We start from the raw sequence: 19143 nt of genomic DNA on the forward strand, positions 1-19143 counted from the left end.
ACTATTTCTGGCAGTGGCAGGTGTCCGAATAACACCAATGAGGGTAATAATAATGAAACGCAATATTCTTGCAGTGGTTATCCCGGCTCTGTTAGTTGCTGGTGCAGCAAACGCAGCTGAAATCTACAACAAAGACGGCAACAAAGTAGACCTGTACGGTAAAGTTGACGTTCGTCACATGTTCGCTAAGTCTGATGACAACGGCTCTAAAGAAGATGGCGACGATTCACGCGTTCGTTTCGGCATCAAAGGTGAAACTCAGATCACTGACCAACTGACCGGTTTCGGTCGTTTCGAAAACGAAATCAAAACCAACGGCGTTGAAGGCGACAACAAAAACAAAGTACGTTTAGCTTACGCTGGTTTCAAATTCGCTGAATTCGGTTCAATCGACTACGGCCGTAACTACGGTGTGGTATATGACACTGCAGCATGGACCGACGTTCTGCCACTGTTCGGTGGCGATACCATGGCACAGACCGACGTATTCATGACCGGTCGTAATGCTAACCTGCTGACCTACCGTAACACCGACATGTTCGGTTACGTTGATGGTCTGAACTTCGCTCTGCAGTATCAGGGTGCTAACGACGATAACTCTATCGCAGCACGTGACAGCGCTAAAGCGAACGGTGACGGTTACGGTTTATCATCTTCTTACGACCTGGGCTGGGGCGTGACTCTGGGTGCTGGCTACTCTAACTCTGCTCGTACTATCAACCAGCAGAAAGGTATGTTCGGTGCTGAAGGTAAACGTGCTGAAGCATGGAACGTTGGTGCTAAATACGACGCTAACAACCTGTATCTGGCCGCTCTGTACGGTGAAACCCGTAACATGACCAAATACGGCGAAGATGATGACATCGCTAACAAAACTCAGAACTTCGAATTAGTAGCACAGTACCAGTTCGACTTCGGTCTGCGTCCATCCATCGCTTACCTGCAGTCTAAAGGTAAAGACCTGGAAAACGGTACCAAAGGCAGCGAAGACCTGGTTAAATACATCGACCTGGGTGCTTACTACTACTTCAACAAAAACATGTCTGCAGTCATTGATTATAAAATCAACCTGCTGGACAACAATGACTTCACCCGCGGTGCTAAAATCAACACTGGTGACGTTGTTGGTTTAGGTCTGACCTACCAGTTCTGATTTAGCGTTAACGCTAAGTATGAATACAAAACCCACGGCTTGCCGTGGGTTTTTTGTTATCTGTCTAACGCGTTTTGTGATGTATTTTCATGCAAACCTCAACAGGACGTCACCCACTTCACAAGATCTCCGTCTTTTTTCTGTAAACAGTTGGCAAATGATTTACAGGGAGTTAACCTGATAACCTTGTGACAGTCCTCTTATCCGCACTATCAGATACTATTGGGATCAACAACTATGTTTGAGAATATTACTGCCGCGCCTGCCGACCCGATCTTAGGTCTGGCTGACAGCTTCCGTCAGGACCCCCGTGAAAACAAAATCAATTTAGGTATTGGTGTTTATAAAGATGAAACCGGTAAAACACCGGTACTGAGCTGCGTTAAAAAAGCGGAAAAGTATCTGCTGGATAATGAAACCACGAAAAACTACCTACCGATTACCGGGATCCCTGAATTCGGAACAGTGACTCAGGCACTGCTGTTTGGTGATAACAGTGACATCATCACCGCCAAACGTGCCCGTACCGCACAGGCGCCGGGCGGCACCGGTGCGCTGCGTATCGCGGCTGATTTTATTGCTAAACAAACCAGCGCAAAACGTGTCTGGATCAGTAATCCGACCTGGCCTAACCATAACGGTATCTTTGCCGGTGCCGGTCTGGAAATCTGCACTTACAATTACTATGACGCCGAAAACCATTCACTGGATTTCAATGGCATGCTGGCAAGCCTGGAAGCGGCACAGGCCGGTGATGTGATCCTGCTGCACGGTTGCTGCCACAACCCGACCGGTATTGACCCGACTGCTGAGCAGTGGGCGCAATTATCTGTTCTGGTAAAAGAAAAAGGTCTGCTGCCGGTCTTTGACTTTGCTTATCAGGGCTTTGCCGCCGGTCTGGATGAAGATGCTCAGGGGCTGCGTATTTTCGCAAAATCTCACCCTGAAATGCTGGTGGCCAGCTCTTACTCCAAAAACTTCGGCATGTACAATGAACGTGTCGGTGCCTGCACCCTGGTTGCCGCTGATCCGGACACTGCCGATCGCGCGTTCAGCCAGATCAAAATCGTTATCCGCACCAACTACTCTAACCCGCCGTCACACGGTGGTGCTGTGGTAACGACAGTATTGTCTGATCCTGAACTGAAAGAAGAGTGGATCCAGGAACTGACCACCATGCGTGAGCGCATCAAGCGCATGCGTCAGCTCTTTGTGAACACCCTGCAGGAAAAAGGCGCGAAGCAGGACTTCAGCTTTATTATCCGCCAGAACGGTATGTTCTCTTTCAGCGGCCTGACCAAAGAACAGGTTGCACGTCTGCGTGATGAATATGCGGTATATGCGGTCAGCTCCGGTCGTATCAACGTTGCCGGTCTGACCCTGGAAAATATGGTTCCGCTGTGCGAAGCCATTGTTGCAGTGCTGTAATTTCGTTTTGACCATAAAAAATGCCTGACTTTGTATGTCAGGCATTTTTTATTGCTGCGGTGATGTAACTTACCAGACAGGCTGTTCATCCTGTAAAAATGGATTTGTGCGGCGCTCTTCCCCGAGTGTGGACATCGGGCCGTGGCCCGGGATAAAACGATACTCATCCCCCAGCGGCAGCACTTTTTCTTTAATGGAGCGGATAAGATCCTGATGATTGCCGCGCGGGAAGTCACTGCGGCCGACGCCCCCTCTGAACAGCACATCACCCATTGAAATCAGTTTGTCCTGCTTATCCACAAAAATAACATGACCCGGTGTATGACCCGGGCAGTGCAGCACATCCAGTTCAAGATTGCCGACAGTGACTTTATCACCATCTTCCAGCCACTGATCCGGGGTAAATGCACGACATGGCTCCACACCGAACATCTGGCTCTGCTGCGTCAGCCCCTCTATCCAGAAAGCATCTTCTTTCTGCGGGCCAACGATCGGCACATTGAAGTGCTCTGCCACATCCGCGGTTGCGCCGACATGATCAAAGTGACCGTGAGTCAGGAGGATCTTTTCCAGTTTCAGACCGCGTTGTTCAATTTCACGGATAAGACGCGGCGCTTCACCGCCGGGATCGACAATAGCAGCGGCTTTAGTTTCATCGCACCAAATCAGGGTGCAGTTCTGCATAAAGCCGGTGACAGGGATAATATGATATTGCATGACACAAAACTCCGGTTAAAGCGGGTAATAACAACAGATTACCACGTTCTGACCGGTCCTGTATCCATATGAACGAAATTACTGGACGGATAATAACCCACACCACCAGCCCGCATTTTCATGGCTGCTTTACGCACCTGACTTAACTGAATGCCCGGAATACGGAAATCCATTGCCTGGCCGCGGGTGTGATAACTTTTCTTCGCCACACCGGAGGTGGTTCTGCGCAGTTCATTATTGGTGACCAGAGAACGATAACCGGACACCAGCTGAATAGGTTTATTGATATTCATCATCACCTGTAACAGATACATCTGGTCAAACAGGTGCGGGTCAATGGTTTTGACTTTGTTACTGCGGTGGTCGCGGAACAGCTTGTTAAGGCGGGCGAGTTCAGAGCGGTTATAACGTTTACCGTCAAAAAATTCTGCTTTCAAAAATTCACCGGTATTGAGGTTTTCAAACCGTAAAATTTTCGGCCGGGGCGTGGTCAGGGACGCAAATGCGTGATTCGGTAATAAAGCCAACCCCAGCGCCGCCGCACCAAAACCCAGCCATTTACGGCGGTCGTTATCAATTATATCCATTGACGGTAATCACTCTTTATCTGATTAAATATTACATGGCCGGACAGCGATAATTGTGTTCACCGTTCAGACCCGCAGCGGATCGGTTTTGTCTATTTCTGTAAATTTTCGTCAGGTTATTTCAATATTAACGTCAATATGAAAAAAACAGCAATAAACAAAACTGACCGTCTATTTTTTACCGATTCAATCCCCCGGAGTCAAATAAAAAAACACATTTTTACTCAGAAAGTAAACCTCACCGACATTTTCATGAACATCCGGTGTGTGACGGGCACGATGCCGCATCTGCCGAGCCTTTGCCGGGAACGGTGATATGACAGAATTAATCATTTTTAGTTAATTAACGGAATGACAAAATATAATATTGCGCAGTAAATTATTTTTATCTGCACATCATTTTCCGGTTAATTATATTTCAGAAGAAAAAAGCCGCTTATTTGTAATAAATAAACGGCTTTATGTGATCAGCTTTTTATCAGGAAAGGCGTGATATCAGTTAATTTATCAATACCTTTCAGGCTGCTGTCATCGTAACGGTAAATATCCGCGCGATATTGCGGGATATTCTCCGCATTTACCCAGGCAGTCTGATAATAGAGATAAACCGGAATACGGTTCGGGATAGAAACATAACGGGTACTGCCCGCTTTCAGTGCACCATCCACACGGGTTTCGTTCCAGCCCGCATCACCAAGGAGTATCGCCGCGAGATCTTTGGCTTTATTCACCCTCACACAGCCGGAACTGATAGCCCGCATGTTTTTATTAAACAGGCTGTGGTTCGGGGTATCGTGCAGATAAATCGCCTCTGAGTTCGGCATATTGAATTTATAGCGTCCCAGCGAGTTGGACGGGCCCGGTGCCTGGGTTATCCGGTACGGGAAGTTTGACGGCGTGATAACACTCCAGTCAATGCTGTACGGATCAACCACAGAGGCGTTGTTACTCCAGCCGTTATAGATAGTTTAACCACGGCTGCTGAAGTAACTTGGATCGGCCCTGCCGCGCGGTACAACATCCTGGCGGCTCATGGTCGGCGGAACCGTCCACGGCGGGTTAATCACCACATTATTCAGGGCGCTGGACATAATCGGCGTTTTGCGTTCCGCACGACCGACAATGGTTCTGGATTCCAGGATCAGATTATTATCCACATAGAAATACAGGGAAAAATCCGGAATATTGACCAGAATAGCGGTCGGTTCATTGTCCGGCGTAATGCGCAGGCGCTGAATATTTACCGCCATAATGGCAGCCCGCATCTGTGGTGTCTTATTCAGCCATTCACGGGTCTGTTTACCGATGACACCATCGGCTTCCAGGCCGTGCTGTAACTGAAACTGTTTAACAGCCGCCACCAGCGTTTTATCATAAACAGCACCGGCGCTCATCATGTCATTGGCAGAGATCAGATTAAAGCGGTGCAGGATCTCACGCAGTGCCCCGACAGATTCGTGGCTTTCCCCCGGACGCAATGTCCGGTTAATCACCATTTCCGGCCACGGCGCGGTATCCGCCAGTTCTGTCAGCATGGCTTTGCGCATCGGCTGATACATCTTATTCTCCGGTAACAGCGTATCGGTAAATGCTGCCAGGGTGCCGTTATGAGCCGCTGTATTCAGCCTCGCCAGTGACGGGGCACTGACAGCCGCAAACGTAAACGGACGGGCACCGTACAGCCATTTATCGCCTTTGGTGCTCACGTTGTCGAGGTAATAGAGATAACCCAGCGCCGCATCCGTTAAAATCATATCCCGCGCCAGCGGGGACAGATCCGGTTGTGCCAGGGCATTCAGCCAGGCCGTGAACTGCGGCTGGAATCCGGCAAGTGCGGCTTCCGCCAGCTGATTTTCCAGGGACAGACGTGCTTTTTCATCGGTCCACAGCGGTTTCAGCTGATGTTCCGCATAAATGTTTGTCAGTGTGTCGGTATAAAGTAACGGTGTTGCCGCCGGCACTTCACGGCGGATACTGTCAGCGACATCGCTCAGAGGCAGTGCATTAACACCGGCCACCGGCTCTGCGGCCTGTGTTTCTGTATTTTCCGGTGATTCTGAAAATGCTTTCAGATTTTCCACTTTGGCATCTGCTTCAGTCAGATGCGTTACCGGTGCAGTTGAGGCCCACGAAACAGGCGTCAGTAACAGTGTTCCTATCATGGCGGAAATGGGAACAACTTTTTTAACTCCCGTCACCATAACATCCCTCTCTTATTTTTTATTATATCTGTTCCGGCCAATTGTTAATACTTATGGTCAGTATAGTAAATGTATCGTTTAAATGACTTCCCTGCTGATTTTACCTGTCAGAGAATAATTGAAAATAGGATAACGAAAAAATCGTAGAAAAAAGGCGCAAATACATCTTTTTAAGAGGAATACACTGCACTAATTACGCAAACGCATGTATTGAGTGCGATGAAATACATCTCATTCTCTGTTTTTCTTCCCGGATAAACAAATCTGCGCCGGACAATAAACAACACAGACAAAAAACTCCGCCGGATGGCGGAGCTGAGATGACTGACAGGTTATGATTAATATTCGGAATTAATAACCACTTCCTCGCCGAACTGACCGGCTTTCGGCAGCGGCTGATACGAAGAGTTCGAAGCGCGTAATACCCGGATACCGCGGATATTCAGTTCCCGTGCTGCGGCAATATCGGCATCCGCATCACCGTAATAAATTTTCAGTTTGTGATCACGCATCCAGCTGACTTTATTATTCTGCCCTTCCTCATCACCGGCAAAAATAACCGGGTTCATTTTATCTGCCGGAATACGCAGCCCTTCCTGCACATATTTGGTGACCGTTTCTGTTTTGGTTTTGCTGCGCCCGGTGATGAAATAAACGGTATCACCACGTTTCAGGTGCATCTGAACCAGTTCCGTACCGGATTTTTTCGGCATACTGAATTTATCCCACTCATTATTCATTTTTTCCCAGAATTCCGGGTTTTTCAGATAACTGTAGTCGTTCGGTGAGTATTCCAGTTTGCCGCGGTAAAAGCCCGGGCTTGAGAATAAGACAGTGTCGTCAATATCAAAGCCCACCGCCATCGGCGGCTGCCCTTTCAGGCTCTCTTCAATCTGTTCAACCGAAATCCAGTGAATGGCATGCTGTTCTGCCAGCTGAGTAACGGTCACGCCGTCACTGACTTTTTCCGGCATGTACACTTTGGCATCAGCCACACTGTTGAGGCTCAGAGCGAGTGCCAGGGCACTCAGGGTGAGGGTCAGTTTACGCATTGTATATCCTTAATTTTCTGTGTCGATCACGCGGAGTGAGAATCTAACCATTCCGGTTTCATATTAACGTTATTCAGATCACACGGTGAGGAATCCCCGCCGCTTTATACCTGCTGACAGCCGCCTGATTGTTCTGAATTCAGAACATTGTTTATCAATATCCGCACTACTCAGCTTTTCGCTTATGGATTAATTTTAATCCGCACAACAGAACGTTTCTGAGAAACACACTGTTTAAACAAAAATCACCATCAAATTATCATAAGTGAGGGTCTTAAAATGAGTAATCCGGCAAACTTTAATGGTCAGCGTCCTGTTATTAATCCTGATGATGCACTGATGCTGTTGATCGATCATCAGAGCGGATTGTTCCAGACTGTCGGCGATATGCCGATGACTGAATTACGCGCCAGAGCCGCTGTACTGGCAAAAATGGCAACACTCGCCAATATCCCGGTGATCACCACCGCCTCAGTTCCGCAGGGTCCGAATGGCCCGCTGATCCCGGAAATTCATCAGAATGCGCCGCATGCTCAGTATATTGCCCGTAAAGGTGAAATTAATGCCTGGGATAACCCGGAGTTTGTGGCTGCGGTGAAAGCATCCGGTAAAAAGCAGTTAATCATTGCCGGTACCATTACCAGCGTTTGTATGGCATTCCCGGCGATCAGCGCCGTGGCTGACGGTTATCAGGTGTTTGCGGTAATTGATGCTTCCGGTACCTATACCAAGATGGCACAGGAAATCACCCTGGCGCGCGTTGTCCAGGCCGGTGTGGTACCGATGGATACTGCAGCTGTGGCCTCTGAACTGCAAAAAACCTGGAACCGTGCGGATGCGGCAGAATGGGCACAGGCGTACACGCAGATTTTCCCGGCCTATCAGTTACTGATTGAGAGCTATACCAAAGCGCAGGACGTTGTGAATAACAACGAGATTTTAGATTCACAGCGCTGATATAAAAAACGGATGAGCACACTACTGTGCTCATCCGCTTCAGAGAAAAGACCGGAGGGAGAAATTAATCCTGCTCTTCTTCCCCGTCATCCTCCTCTTCCGTCACCGGCTCAGGCAATGCTTCCGGTGCCGGAGTCGGTTCCGGCTGGCCGAAGCCGCGCAGTCCCACCACATGCACATGTTCCTGATTATTGAAGACTTTACGTACCAGTTTGTACGTTGTGCCTTTCTCCGGACTGATATTTTCCGGTGCCGCGATAATCAGCTGCATCTGTAAGCGATCGCACAGCTCAAACAGAGTGGCGATAGACTTCGCATCCAGACGCGCAGCTTCATCCAGGAACAGCAGACGACACGGCGAAATATCTTTGCTGCGCAGACGGCGGGACTCTTCTTCCCAGCTCTGCACCACCATCACCAGAATGGACATCCCGGTACCAATCGCCTCACCGGTGGATAACGCGCCGCTCTCGGCTTTCAGCCAACCGTCAGAACCACGGTTGACTTCCACTTCCAGCTCGAGATAGTTACGGTAATCCAGCAGTTCCTCACCGATGGTCTGCGGCAGACGCTGCCCCATATCCACCTGCGGGTTCAGACGCTGATAGAGTTTCGCCATCGCTTCAGAGAAGGTCAGACGCTGGCTGGCGAACAGGTCCTGATGCTGCTCATGCTCTTCGGACAGCACATCCAGCAGTATCGCGTGGCTTTCGCGGATATTCACATTCAGGCGCACCCCTTTGACCTGACCGAATGCCACGGCCTGCAGGCCCTGGTTAAGCATACGGATACGGTTCTGTTCGCGCTGAATAGTTTTGCGGATGATATTGGCCACACTTTTCGAGCTGATCGCCAGTTTTTGTTCACGGGCGGTCAGTTCATCGGTCAGACGTGCCAGCTCGATTTCCATCTGTTCAATGGCGTCGATCGGGTCATCGGTTTTGATAATATCCTGGCGGATACGTTCGCGCAGATGGCGGTACACTTCGATAAAGAACTGTACTTTGCGCTCCGGACGCTTCGGATCTTCGGACAGACGCAGCGCATCACGCAGATGTTCGTTATCCGCCACGGCCTGACGCAGTGCACCGAGGGCTTTATCCGACATGGAACGCAGTGTGTCCGCATCTTCATAAGCCAGCTCACGGCGGTGGAGGCGGCGCTCAACACCACTTTCTTTCACCATCCGCATCACCGCACACCACCCCGCTTTGGCGGTCACGACCTGCTCGCGGATCTGCTGGTAATCGCGCTCCGCTTTGCGCAGACGTTTTTGCAGATTATCCATTTCCGACTCGCCGATCCCCAGCTGTTTTTCCAGCTGATTGATACGGGCGCGGTTATGGCTGACCTGATTGTACAGTTCATCACGGCGCACACGGGCGCGCTCTTCCGCATTGGCATCCGCCTGAACACCAATTTCGCTCATTTCGCGCTCAAGTTCGCGCAGCATGTCCGATTTGGTTTCATACGAGCTGCGCAGTGAGGCCAGAACCTGATTGAACTCCGCGCATTTGGTCTGCTGCTGGCGCAGCATCTCACGTGTACGGGCACGATCAGACTCCGCGTGTTCCAGACGCTGACGCAGTTTGTCATTAAGATCGGCATTTTCTGTCAGCATGCCGGCGGATCCGCCGTAATTAAAGTGCTGACGGCGCTGCGCGACTTCTTCCAGGGCAAACGCCTGCTGACGGGCCTGCTGCTGAACCTGTTTCGCGTTTTCATAATCGCGGATCAGGGCTTCATACTGCTCCGGGTCACTCTGGAGAACAGCAACCATCGGCTCCAGTTTGCGCAGTGCCGCACCGTACTGCTGAATATGACGGGCGGATTCCTGTGCATCGGTCAGTGCATCGCGGATCTCATCCGCACGATCTGCCAGTGTCTCATCAAGCAGCAGAGCGGTATTCGGGATCAGGCGGTTGAGGATGCTCAGGTTTTCTTTGATCTGCGCGTACTGCTGACGGGCAACAGCAGTCTGATCCTCAAACTGTGCCAGCTCACGCTCCAGCTCATTACGGCGCTGATTCAGTGTGCGGATTTCCGCTTCCGGATCAGCCTCAAAGGCCACCGAGATATTTTTGCCGACAAAACGGCTGAATGCCTGATGAGCACGCTGCATTTTCTGGACATCAAAAGAGAGTGTCGCCAGGCGTTCTGCCAGCTCATCCCGTTCATGTTCCAGCACTGCCAGCTGATTTTCCCGCGCCGCACGGCCGAACAGCGGCACAGACGGGAAGCGGGAGTAACGCCACTGGCGATCGGTACTGCGCACCAGTACCGCACGCTCCAGCTCTTCGGTGGTGAAGACGCTGTCATCAAAGGATTGCGGATCACCCTCAATCAGATAGAGGTCTTCCGGACAATCATCGAGGGCTTCCAGCATCGGACGCACAGCGCTGAGATCCGGCACCACAATCGCATGGCGCGCCGGGCCGTATAAGGCGGAGAAATACGGTGCGTCATCAATCGTGATGTCATCATAGATTTCTGACAGCAATACACCGCCGAAACGCTCTGCCAGTCCGAGCATACGGCCATCTTCCGCGCCGCTCGGCTGACTGAGCCGTTCAATGTCTTTTTCCAGCTGTGCTTTTTTCAGCGCGATTTCATCACGCTCAACAGTCACTTCGCGCTCACGCTCCAGCAACTGCTGCATATATTCAGTGACATCATTGGCGCTGGTGAACGTCTCATGAGACTGCTCACACAATTGAGTCAGAGCTTCCTGCGCCGCCAGCCACGCCGGGGCTTTGACGGTCAGGGACTGGATTTGCTGTTTCAGTTGCTCAGTCTGCTGACGCATTTCCATGCGGCGCTCACCGCTTTCGCTGACACTGACACTCAGGCTTTCCTGCTGCGCCTCAAGGGTCATCAGCATTTCATCGAGCCCGTCCGCCTCAATCTGCTGCCCGATACGCTTGCAGAAATCATCCAGCGATTTCTGTGCATTGTGCTGGCTGTGCAGACGCTGTTCCAGTTCCGATAACTGCTGGCGCAGCGGCTGGACGCGATCAGCCATCATCTGCTGTGACGGCAGCTCGCGCAGTAATTCACGGGCGGTTTGGTAAGCTTCGCTGCGGCTGACTTCACCGACCACTGATTTCACCAGTTCATAGGCCTGAGAGAACTGGCTGTGAGCGGCCTGCGCCACACTCATTTTCTGCTCAAGCACTAACAGGGATTCGGTTGCCTGCTCTTCGCGGGCGCGGAAGGTTTCCAGCCATTCATCCAGTGAATCAATATCCAGCTGCGGCAGCTGACACACTGCTTTGGCGCGTTCCAGCGCCTGTAATGCCTGCTGATACTGAATAGCGCGGGTCTGCTGAACATCCAGTGCCTGCTGGTAATCGGCCAGCTGGCTTTTCAGCTCATCCACTTCCTCTTCCGCAACATGGTTGCGTTCTTCATATTCCGCCAGCTGTTCTGCGGCTTCTTCCGCCACTTCGGTCTGTTCTTCCAGGCGGAATGTCAGCTCTTCGACATCAGCCTGATAGCGGTCAATTTTTTCCTGCTGACGCATGGCCGTCTGTACCAGCGTCAGATGATCACTGGCCGCCTGGTAATCAGTTTCCAGATCGGCGGATGAGGCCGTCTGCTCCGCCAGCTCACGGGACATTTCCACCTGACGGAACTGTTCGCTGATCAGCTGTTTGCGGCTGCCGAGCAGTTCCCGGCGCACAGAGAGTGCCTGGTCGATATGCACACGGCGCTCATTGGCGTGACGCATATAATCCGCAGAAACATACGCGGTCGCTTCGGTGATCAGATGCTTGAACAGATCGCGATCAGACTGGGTAACGCGGATAGCTTCCAGTGTGATACGGTTTTCACGCAGTGCCCCTTCCATGTCCTGGAAGGCTTTGCGCACCCCGCTGTTCTCCGGCAGTAAATAGTCACGCAGGGAACGGGTGATGGCACTGGAGATACCGCCGTAGAGCGAGGCTTCGATCAGGCGGTAAAATTTGCTGCGGTCGCCCGCAGAACGCAAACGTTTCGGGATAACGCCCAGCTCGAACAGAACCGAGTGGTAATCGGTAATCGAGTTAAACTGTTTGAAATGCACACCTTCGATTTCATCCAGGCGGGCTTTCAGGTCATTCAGCGGCAGAACCCGCACCTGGCGCTCACTCAGCTGTTCGCTGACAATTTGTGTCGGGGAGTACTGTGTCGGTAACCCCTGAATCATAAAGGATTTGATATCGACTTTTTTATCACGTCCGGCAATCTGCTGAAGACGCACACCCACCAGCACACGCTGATGGCGGGAGTTCACCACATCCAGCATGGCGTAGCACACGCCCGGACGCAGTTTACCGTGCAGACCTTTATCACGGGAACCGGATGTTGCCCCGGCTTCGGTGGTGTTACGGAAATGCAGCAGGGTTAAATCCGGGATCATGGCGGTAATAAAGGCCGCCATGGTGGTGGATTTACCGGCACCGTTACCGCCGGACAAGGTGGTGACCAGCTCATCCAGATCAAAAGTGCGCGCAAAAAAGCCGTTCCAGTTGACTAACGTGAGCGAGCGGAATTTACCACGTTCAATCATTCTTCATCCTCCGCTTCATCCGTCGCGTTGTCATTATCAGATTCTTCATTATCATCGTCCTGATCCTCAGGGCGCGGGTGTTTTTCATCTTCCGTCAGGGATTGGGCCTCACCGTCACGGATAAGACGCAGTTGCGCCTCACGCGGGTCATCGCCGCTGCGGACATCTGCCCCGAATCGGAAAACGGATTCGGCAATCACGAACTGGCTGTTATCCGCAGAAACAAACGTGATCATGCCCAGGCGGCGCAGGCGGTTCAGCGCACCACGGGTTTTTTCCAGTAATTTCTGTTTGTCCAGGTCAGAGCCGGTGGAGCGGTTATTCACCACTTTCAGTAACTTGGCTTCATCCGCCAGTGACAGCAGTTCTTCATAGAGCTCTGCCGTGGAGAAAATACCCTGGTTGGCGAGGCGCTCCGGGCTGAGATACAGATAACACAGTACTTTGCCGACCAGCATTTCCAGTTCGGATAACACCGAGCGCGGGATCAGCGTGGTGGAACGCGGGCGCAGATAGAAGAACCCCTCCGGTGCACGGACCAGTTCTACGTTATAACGGGCGTAAAAGCCTTCCAGTTCACCCTGGAAATCCATCAGAAAGGCATGATTATCCAGATCATCCACACCGATATGGCGGCCTGCGCGCAACTGGCTGTCAAGTTCCGGAAAAAGGTTATTGGCAAGTGCCTGAGCCAGCTTTGCTGACATAAATTGTTCAATATGTGTCGATGACATGTGCCTGCACCTTCGCTCCGTATTCATTAATTACTGACCATTCCGCCGGGATGCCTGAGAAATCAGCATCAGCCACCCCGAGGCGGACAGCCTGATCCACGATAATCCGTGCCACATCGAACTGGCGGCTGCGCGGATATTTCGCGAGGTAATCACGCAGAACCGCGCCCAGATCCAGCGGCTTCGCCTGTGCTTTATACACAGCCAGCGCAGTTTCCATCATGGCGGCAAGCTCTTCGTTGACCTCGCTGAACTCTTCATATTCCAGATCCGGCGGTAATTCCCCGGTCACTTCGTCATCACGCAGTGCCATCTCTTCGTCACGCATATCCAGCAGACGCTCCGCATTAGCCACATTAAGGGCCCACGGTGAGTCAAAATAGTGCTGAACAGAATGGCGCAGACGCTGCGAGAAAATACGGTTTTTATCCATATCGATAGCGGTACGGATAAATTTATGGACATGGCGGTCATAACCAATCCATAAATCAATAGATTGCTGGCCCCAGCTGATAATGCGGTCGAGCTTGGCCTGCAGATCAAAAATCAGCTTATCCACCAGTTCGGAGCCGGTGGCGGCACTCATATTGGCATCCTGAATACGCAGCAGATTCGCCTGTAATTTGTCACCGGCGGCTTCGAGCGTATCCTGCAGTTCCCGCAGTGTGAGAGAGGTTTCTGACAGCAACTGTTCACAGTTGGCAATCGCGGCCTGCCAGTCCTGATTCAGCAGTTTGGCGATGTCATCTTTCACGCCGTTTTGCTGCTCATCCATAACGCGCTGCGACATATCAATGCTGTCGAAAATCTCCGCCACGGAATATTTCAGCGGAGCAAACACATTACGGTGCCAGTGAAATTCATCACCGCCCTCTTCGGCGGCATCTGCTGCGCGGCTCAGTTCACCGGCCACAATCGAAAGCTGCATGGATAAACGCAGTGAGGAAAATTCACGCTGACGGATGTAATAATCACTGATGCCGATCCCGAGCGGGGTCAGCCGGTAAATCGCATTACCCTCAAAGATATCACTGGTAAAGCGGTTAAATATTTTCTGGCGCACCATATCATTGATGGCATTGTTCGCGCGGACCGCAACAGATTCCGTTGTCTGTTCAAAGCCTTTGCAGACTTCGCGGAAGGCATCCACCAGTTCCCCCTCGCTCATTTCACCGTCGATGCGCTCACTGTTGAGTACCGCAACAGACAGTAAAAAAGCCAGCCGTTCCGGCGGCAGCGCGATGGAGAAATCATTCTTTCGCGCCCATGCCACGAGTTCCGGGACTGTTTGGGTAAACTCACTCATTGTCCATCCTTCTGATCGGTTTTCGTGCCATAACGTGAATATAGCGGCCTAAGCTGATATAAGGCTCCTGACGGCAATAGCGTTGCTCCAGTGCCAGCAGCGCCGGAAAATCACGGTTTTGTAACTGGCGGCTCTGCAGATAATCATGGAAAACCCGCACGCCGGTTTTTGCCTCAATCGTCAGACGGCAATCATCCAGCCACTGATAAACCTGTTCCGGCATAAGGGGATTCTGCGGCGATAAAGAACGCTTGCGGCGGCGCTGAATTTCCGGGGTTGCCAGATGAAAATTGCCTAATATTGCATTTCGCATCACAAGTCCGTTCGCATTGTAAAACATTAACGATAATGCACCACCGCCCGCTATTATAGCGGTCAGTGCTTCAATTGCACCTTTTTGATCTGTGATCCACTCCAAAACGGCATGAAATAATACCAGGTCAAACGCCCCTTCAGTGTGAAGTGCAATATCCTGTGCCGCACAATGAATAAAGGACATATTTTCTGCCACGCCGTCATCCAGCGCGGCCTGTTGTGCGCGGGCAATCATCTCTTCTGACAGGTCGCACAATACCACCTGATGCCCCAGCGCAGCCAGACGGCGGGAGAAAAAACCGTCACCGCCGCCCGCATCCAGAATGCGCAGCGGGCCCGGTTTCAGCCGGGTCAGTAAGGCGTCCAGATCCTGCCAGACCACCGCTTCGCGGATTTGCCCTTTTGTTGTGCCATAGATATTGCGGGTGAATTTCTCCGCGATATCGTCAAAATTACGATCAACCATGAAAACCTGTGTTCAGTTCCGGGGGATATTTCGGGTCAGTCTGCGGCGGTTTCCCGCGCAATCCGGCTATCTTCAATTGTATTGCCGGGCAGAGCAGTGCAATATGCAAAGTCGGTAACTATTGTGTCACAGACGTGTTTAATGTCACCCGATTTGTGCAGACTCCTGCCGTTAACCGGTGATAAATCAATCATATTTAAGGTGCGCTCATGCTGTTTGCCCTGAAAAAATACCTCGGCGGTTTTCTGATGCCGCTGCCGTTTATGCTCCTGCTGATCCTGGCCGGATTACTGCTGCTGTGGTTTTCCCGATGGCAGAAAACCGGTAAAACGCTGATCACCGTGAGCTGGCTCGGGCTGGTGCTGCTCAGCCTGCAACCGGTGGCGGATGCCCTGCTGCTGACAACAGAAAAACCGTATGAAAAACGTTATGAGCTCATCACCCCGGCTGAGGTTCAGCAACAGGATCTGCGCTATATCGTGGTGCTCGGCGGCGGCTTTACCTATAACCCGGAATGGTCACCGTCCGCCAACCTGATCAGTAACAGTCTGCCGCGCGTCACCGAAGGTGTGCGTCTCGCGCTGCGTTACCCGCAGGCAACGCTGATTTTCACCGGCGGGCCGGGCGCAAACAGTATCAGCAGCGCAGAGGCCGCAGCGCAGGTTGCGCAATCGCTGGGGATCCCCGCTGAACGCACATTGCCGCTGGTATTGCCGAAAGATACCGAAGAAGAAGCTGCCGAAGTGAAAAAAGTGGTGGGCGATGCACCGTTCCTGCTGGTGACCTCCGCTAACCATATGACCCGCGCCAAAGCCTTCTTTGATGCGCGCGGCCTGCATCCGATCCCGGCACCGGCCAATCAGCTGGCCGTCACCACGCCGCTGCACAGCTGGGAAAAAACCATTCCTTCCGCGTACTATTTATCACACAGTGAGCGGGTCTGGTATGAAGGACTGGGGCGGCTCTGGCAGTCAGTGAAAACGTCAGATAATGAAGGACAGGAATAGAAGACAACAAAAACGCGGGTTCAGAAGTGACCCGCGCTTTTATTTATGACTGATATCTCTCAGCGGGCAGCAAACAATCTGCGCACGGTTTCAAGATCTTCCGGGGTATCAACACCGGTGCCCGGTGCTTCAGATGCCTCCGCGACATGAATTTTTTCACCGTACCAGAGTACACGCAGCTGCTCGAGCATTTCGATTTTCTCCAGCGGGCTGGTTTCCCACTGAATATAGCGGCGGATAAACCCGGCACGGTAGGCGTAAATCCCGATATGACGCAGGAAATTATCACCGGCGCTGTCACGGCTGTGCATGAAACGCTCGCGATCCCACGGAATGGTGGCCCGGGAGAAATAGAGCGCATAGCCCTGTTTATTCATCACCACCTTCACCGCATTCGGGTTAAAGGCTTCTTCCGCTGAAGTGATTTTTACCGCCAGGGTAGCCATACCGGCTTCGCTGGCTGCCAGATTTTCAGCAACCTGCGCAATAATACTGTCAGGGATTAACGGCTCATCCCCCTGAACATTCACGATAATCTCATCATCAGCAAACCGGTAGTGATCAATCACTTCCGCCAGGCGCTCGGTCCCGGACTGATGATCTTCGCGCGTCATACAGGCTTCGCCGCCCTCTGCGATCACGGCATCAAATACCGCCTGTGTGTCAGTGGCGACAATGACTCTCGCGGCACCGGAACGTTTTGCCTGCTCCATCACACGGACAATCATCGGCTTGCCGCAGATATCCGCCAGTGGTTTACCGGGCAGACGCGTGGAGGCATAACGCGCGGGAATGATAACTGTAAACATGGAGATTATCCTTCTGAGACCGGCAATTCGCGGGCTTCATTCTCTAATAAGACAGGGATATCGTCGCGGACGGGATAGGCCAGACGGCAGCCTTTGCAGATGAGTTCGAGATTTTGCTTGTCGTAGCTGAGTTTGCCGTGGCAAACAGGGCAGGCCACGATTTCGAGTAAACGGTGATCCATACGTCCCCCAATGAGATAAAAACGTTGGCTCAGAATAACATAAGCCCGGTCTCACCGTTAACTCTGTTGTTGCGATATCACTGAGATAATCGCGTTTTTACCCATATTACAGCGCGATCACATCGTTCGCTGCAATACCATAACTGCCGCGGGTCAGTGAGAATTCCACTTCCTGCCCTTCGCACAGTAATTTGTTACGGGAATTGGCGATCCCGTTACGGGTTACCCGGATATCGTCGCCGCCGTTAACCGGGGAGATGAAACCGTAACCTTCTTTCGCGTCATACCATTTAACGCGGCCAAGTTGTAATTGTTTAGACATAGTATTAACTCCTTTTATATCACCAGGAATGGTATACACCCCATCGCTGGTTATGTCTGCTCCGGCCGGGCAACACGGGTGCTCTCTTTGCGAACAGCCACCCGGTAATGAGCAAAACATTATAGTTATTATTTTTTATTCTGATTTGCAGCCGGTCAGACACCGGCTGCAAAACATACCGTTTATCCGCGGGATCCGGTCATCCGCACCACAAGATTAACAAGGTGGTGTGAAAAAATTATGACAGCGGGATCAGAATATGTGTTGACACGCGGATTGGTTGCACAGTGAGATATGAAATACATCACAGAAATACAACTTTTTGATTAAGCCATATCCGGATAAAAAGCGCAAGCCCCTTTATGCATTTTTTATGTGAGATATGACTTTATCCAGAATTAAATCGGCGGATTTTGCGGGAATAGCAGCACTGACCGGTAAATACCACCAGTCAGTTGCAGAAAAGGCAAAACATTTCACTGCATCTTTCTCGGTCATCAGGAGTGACTGGCCGGGTTTTATCAGCGCGGAAAGCTGTTCAGGGCTGTAAGACTGATGATCCGGAAACGCAACACACTGTGCCGGTGTCACGCCGAGGGAGTTCAGCGTGGCGAAAAAGCGCGGCGGATGCCCGATACCGGCCATCGCCACACACTCACCAATATCCGCTGCCGGTTTACGGGTACCGTCAGACAGATTAACAGCCTCTCCCGGCACCAGCTGCATAGCGGTTTCCCCGGGTTGTGCGGTACCGCCGTTGACGATCACCGCATCCACCTGTTTCAGACGCCCTGCCCGTTCCCGCATCGGCCCGGCAGGCAGCCACCAGCCGTTACCGAAACGGCGTTCGCCGTCAATCACCACGATTTCCATATCGCGCTGCAGCGCGTAATGCTGTAAACCATCATCGGTGATGATCACATCCACGGGTGCATGCTGCAAAATAGCATCTGCGGCAGCGGCGCGATCAGGGGCGACCGCAACCGGCACACCGGTACGGCGGGCAATCAGTACCGGCTCATCACCGGCCTGTGCTGTCGTCGTGTCTTTCGTGATAAGCAGCGGATAATGATCCGATTTACCGCCGTAACCCCGGGAAACCACCCCGGGATGGTAGCCCCGGGCCAGCAGTTGCTCTGTCAGCCAGATAACCACCGGTGTTTTGCCGTTACCGCCGGCGGTCAGATTACCGACCACCACCACCGGTACCGGCATACGGCGGGATTTTTTCAGTCCGCAGCGGAACAGCAGACGCCGCAGACCGCTCACCGCCCCGTACAAAAACGAGAGCGGTAAAAGCAGCCAATAAAGCTTTGAGCGGCCGGACCAAATCTTATCGATCATCAGCAGTGCCG

Annotated in this window: 15 protein-coding genes and 1 pseudogene; 4 read left to right on the plus strand and 12 right to left on the minus strand. The window is 51.9% G+C overall.

Annotated features, from left to right (window positions below; genetic code table 11):
• The first annotated feature begins 52 nt into the window (after window positions 1–52).
• Entirely contained in the window at window positions 53–1153 is a 1101-nt protein-coding gene (gene ompC / locus ACSBQN_RS10285) for a porin OmpC (RefSeq protein WP_354632858.1), read from the plus strand.
• Between the two features lie 237 nt (window positions 1154–1390).
• On the plus strand, window positions 1391–2581 hold the full coding sequence (locus ACSBQN_RS10290) for an amino acid aminotransferase (RefSeq protein ID WP_004235846.1): 1191 nt from the start codon (window positions 1391–1393) through the stop codon (window positions 2579–2581).
• A 69-nt stretch (window positions 2582–2650) separates the two neighbouring features.
• Here the strand turns inward: ACSBQN_RS10290 and ACSBQN_RS10295 are convergent, their stop codons facing one another.
• The 4 genes and pseudogenes from ACSBQN_RS10295 to aphA all read right to left on the minus strand — a co-directional run bounded on the left by ACSBQN_RS10295 (window position 2651) and on the right by aphA (window position 7138).
• Window positions 2651–3298: an MBL fold metallo-hydrolase gene (locus ACSBQN_RS10295; protein WP_024474042.1), complete on the minus strand. Its 648-nt coding sequence runs from the start codon at window positions 3296–3298 to the stop codon at window positions 2651–2653.
• Window positions 3299–3336: 38 nt separating this feature from the next.
• On the minus strand, window positions 3337–3885 hold the full coding sequence (locus ACSBQN_RS10300; RefSeq protein ID WP_024474043.1) for a YcbK family protein: 549 nt from the start codon (window positions 3883–3885) through the stop codon (window positions 3337–3339).
• Window positions 3886–4352: 467 nt separating this feature from the next.
• Window positions 4353–6086 (minus strand): annotated as a pseudogene (gene ldtD / locus ACSBQN_RS10305) (L,D-transpeptidase).
• 338 nt (window positions 6087–6424) lie between these two features.
• A complete protein-coding gene (gene aphA / locus ACSBQN_RS10310) occupies window positions 6425–7138 on the minus strand; it encodes an acid phosphatase AphA (protein ID WP_036407279.1) in 714 nt (237 codons plus the stop codon).
• A 279-nt stretch (window positions 7139–7417) separates the two neighbouring features.
• Between aphA and ACSBQN_RS10315 the strand changes: the two genes are divergently transcribed.
• Complete coding sequence (locus ACSBQN_RS10315) at window positions 7418–8095, plus strand: hydrolase (protein ID WP_004235839.1); 678 nt, start codon at window positions 7418–7420, stop codon at window positions 8093–8095.
• Window positions 8096–8159: 64 nt separating this feature from the next.
• Here ACSBQN_RS10315 and mukB read toward each other — a convergent pair whose 3' ends face one another.
• From mukB to cmoM, 4 genes are read right to left on the minus strand one after another with little or no spacing between them, the layout of a single operon-like run.
• Window positions 8160–12647, minus strand: a complete 4488-nt coding sequence (gene mukB / locus ACSBQN_RS10320; RefSeq protein ID WP_024474047.1) for a chromosome partition protein MukB — start codon at window positions 12645–12647, stop codon at window positions 8160–8162.
• Window positions 12644–13381 carry a chromosome partition protein MukE gene (mukE, locus tag ACSBQN_RS10325; protein WP_434991671.1) on the minus strand — a complete coding sequence of 246 codons (738 nt, stop codon included), beginning with the start codon at window positions 13379–13381 and terminating at the stop codon, window positions 12644–12646. Before mukE ends, mukB begins: the two co-directional genes overlap by 4 nt.
• Entirely contained in the window at window positions 13362–14687 is a 1326-nt protein-coding gene (gene mukF, locus ACSBQN_RS10330) for a chromosome partition protein MukF (RefSeq protein WP_024474048.1), read from the minus strand. Before mukF ends, mukE begins: the two co-directional genes overlap by 20 nt.
• Complete coding sequence (gene cmoM / locus ACSBQN_RS10335; RefSeq protein WP_004235834.1) at window positions 14680–15468, minus strand: tRNA uridine 5-oxyacetic acid(34) methyltransferase CmoM; 789 nt, start codon at window positions 15466–15468, stop codon at window positions 14680–14682. The genes mukF and cmoM overlap by 8 nt, the downstream gene beginning before the upstream one ends.
• A gap of 209 nt (window positions 15469–15677) precedes the next feature.
• On the opposite strand from cmoM, the gene elyC reads away from it, so the two are divergent.
• Window positions 15678–16475: an envelope biogenesis factor ElyC gene (gene elyC / locus ACSBQN_RS10340; protein WP_024474049.1), complete on the plus strand. Its 798-nt coding sequence runs from the start codon at window positions 15678–15680 to the stop codon at window positions 16473–16475.
• A 59-nt stretch (window positions 16476–16534) separates the two neighbouring features.
• On the opposite strand, the gene kdsB is transcribed toward elyC, so the two are convergent.
• From kdsB to lpxK, 4 genes are all read right to left on the minus strand, one after another.
• Window positions 16535–17284 (minus strand): 3-deoxy-manno-octulosonate cytidylyltransferase, encoded by a 750-nt coding sequence (kdsB, locus tag ACSBQN_RS10345; RefSeq protein WP_036407286.1) that lies wholly within the window; start codon window positions 17282–17284, stop codon window positions 16535–16537.
• Window positions 17285–17289: 5 nt separating this feature from the next.
• Window positions 17290–17466 (minus strand): Trm112 family protein, encoded by a 177-nt coding sequence (locus tag ACSBQN_RS10350; protein WP_004235830.1) that lies wholly within the window; start codon window positions 17464–17466, stop codon window positions 17290–17292.
• Window positions 17467–17572: 106 nt separating this feature from the next.
• A complete protein-coding gene (locus ACSBQN_RS10355; protein ID WP_024474051.1) occupies window positions 17573–17788 on the minus strand; it encodes a cold-shock protein in 216 nt (71 codons plus the stop codon).
• Between the two features lie 360 nt (window positions 17789–18148).
• Window positions 18149–19132, minus strand: coding sequence for a tetraacyldisaccharide 4'-kinase (gene lpxK, locus ACSBQN_RS10360; RefSeq protein WP_024474052.1), 984 nt, complete (start codon window positions 19130–19132; stop codon window positions 18149–18151).
• Between the last annotated feature and the right edge of the window lie 11 nt (window positions 19133–19143).

Origin of the sequence: Morganella sp. B601, from assembly GCF_051172335.1 — a bacterium.
GTDB classification, from domain to species: domain Bacteria; phylum Pseudomonadota; class Gammaproteobacteria; order Enterobacterales; family Enterobacteriaceae; genus Morganella; species Morganella morganii.

Bases quoted from the DNA above. Each gene is read 5' to 3' on its own strand.
- ompC (WP_354632858.1), top strand. From the start codon at position 53: ATGAAACGCAATATTCTTGCAGTGGTTATCCCGGCTCTGTTAGTTGCT.
- ACSBQN_RS10290 (WP_004235846.1), top strand. From the start codon at position 1,391: ATGTTTGAGAATATTACTGCCGCGCCTGCCGACCCGATCTTAGGTCTG.
- ACSBQN_RS10295 (WP_024474042.1), bottom strand. From the start codon at position 3,298: ATGCAATATCATATTATCCCTGTCACCGGCTTTATGCAGAACTGCACC.
- ACSBQN_RS10300 (WP_024474043.1), bottom strand. From the start codon at position 3,885: ATGGATATAATTGATAACGACCGCCGTAAATGGCTGGGTTTTGGTGCG.
- aphA (WP_036407279.1), bottom strand. From the start codon at position 7,138: ATGCGTAAACTGACCCTCACCCTGAGTGCCCTGGCACTCGCTCTGAGC.
- ACSBQN_RS10315 (WP_004235839.1), top strand. From the start codon at position 7,418: ATGAGTAATCCGGCAAACTTTAATGGTCAGCGTCCTGTTATTAATCCT.
- mukB (WP_024474047.1), bottom strand. From the start codon at position 12,647: ATGATTGAACGTGGTAAATTCCGCTCGCTCACGTTAGTCAACTGGAAC.
- mukE (WP_434991671.1), bottom strand. From the start codon at position 13,381: ATGTCATCGACACATATTGAACAATTTATGTCAGCAAAGCTGGCTCAG.
- mukF (WP_024474048.1), bottom strand. From the start codon at position 14,687: ATGAGTGAGTTTACCCAAACAGTCCCGGAACTCGTGGCATGGGCGCGA.
- cmoM (WP_004235834.1), bottom strand. From the start codon at position 15,468: ATGGTTGATCGTAATTTTGACGATATCGCGGAGAAATTCACCCGCAAT.
- elyC (WP_024474049.1), top strand. From the start codon at position 15,678: ATGCTGTTTGCCCTGAAAAAATACCTCGGCGGTTTTCTGATGCCGCTG.
- kdsB (WP_036407286.1), bottom strand. From the start codon at position 17,284: ATGTTTACAGTTATCATTCCCGCGCGTTATGCCTCCACGCGTCTGCCC.
- ACSBQN_RS10350 (WP_004235830.1), bottom strand. From the start codon at position 17,466: ATGGATCACCGTTTACTCGAAATCGTGGCCTGCCCTGTTTGCCACGGC.
- ACSBQN_RS10355 (WP_024474051.1), bottom strand. From the start codon at position 17,788: ATGTCTAAACAATTACAACTTGGCCGCGTTAAATGGTATGACGCGAAA.
- lpxK (WP_024474052.1), bottom strand. From the start codon at position 19,132: ATGATCGATAAGATTTGGTCCGGCCGCTCAAAGCTTTATTGGCTGCTT.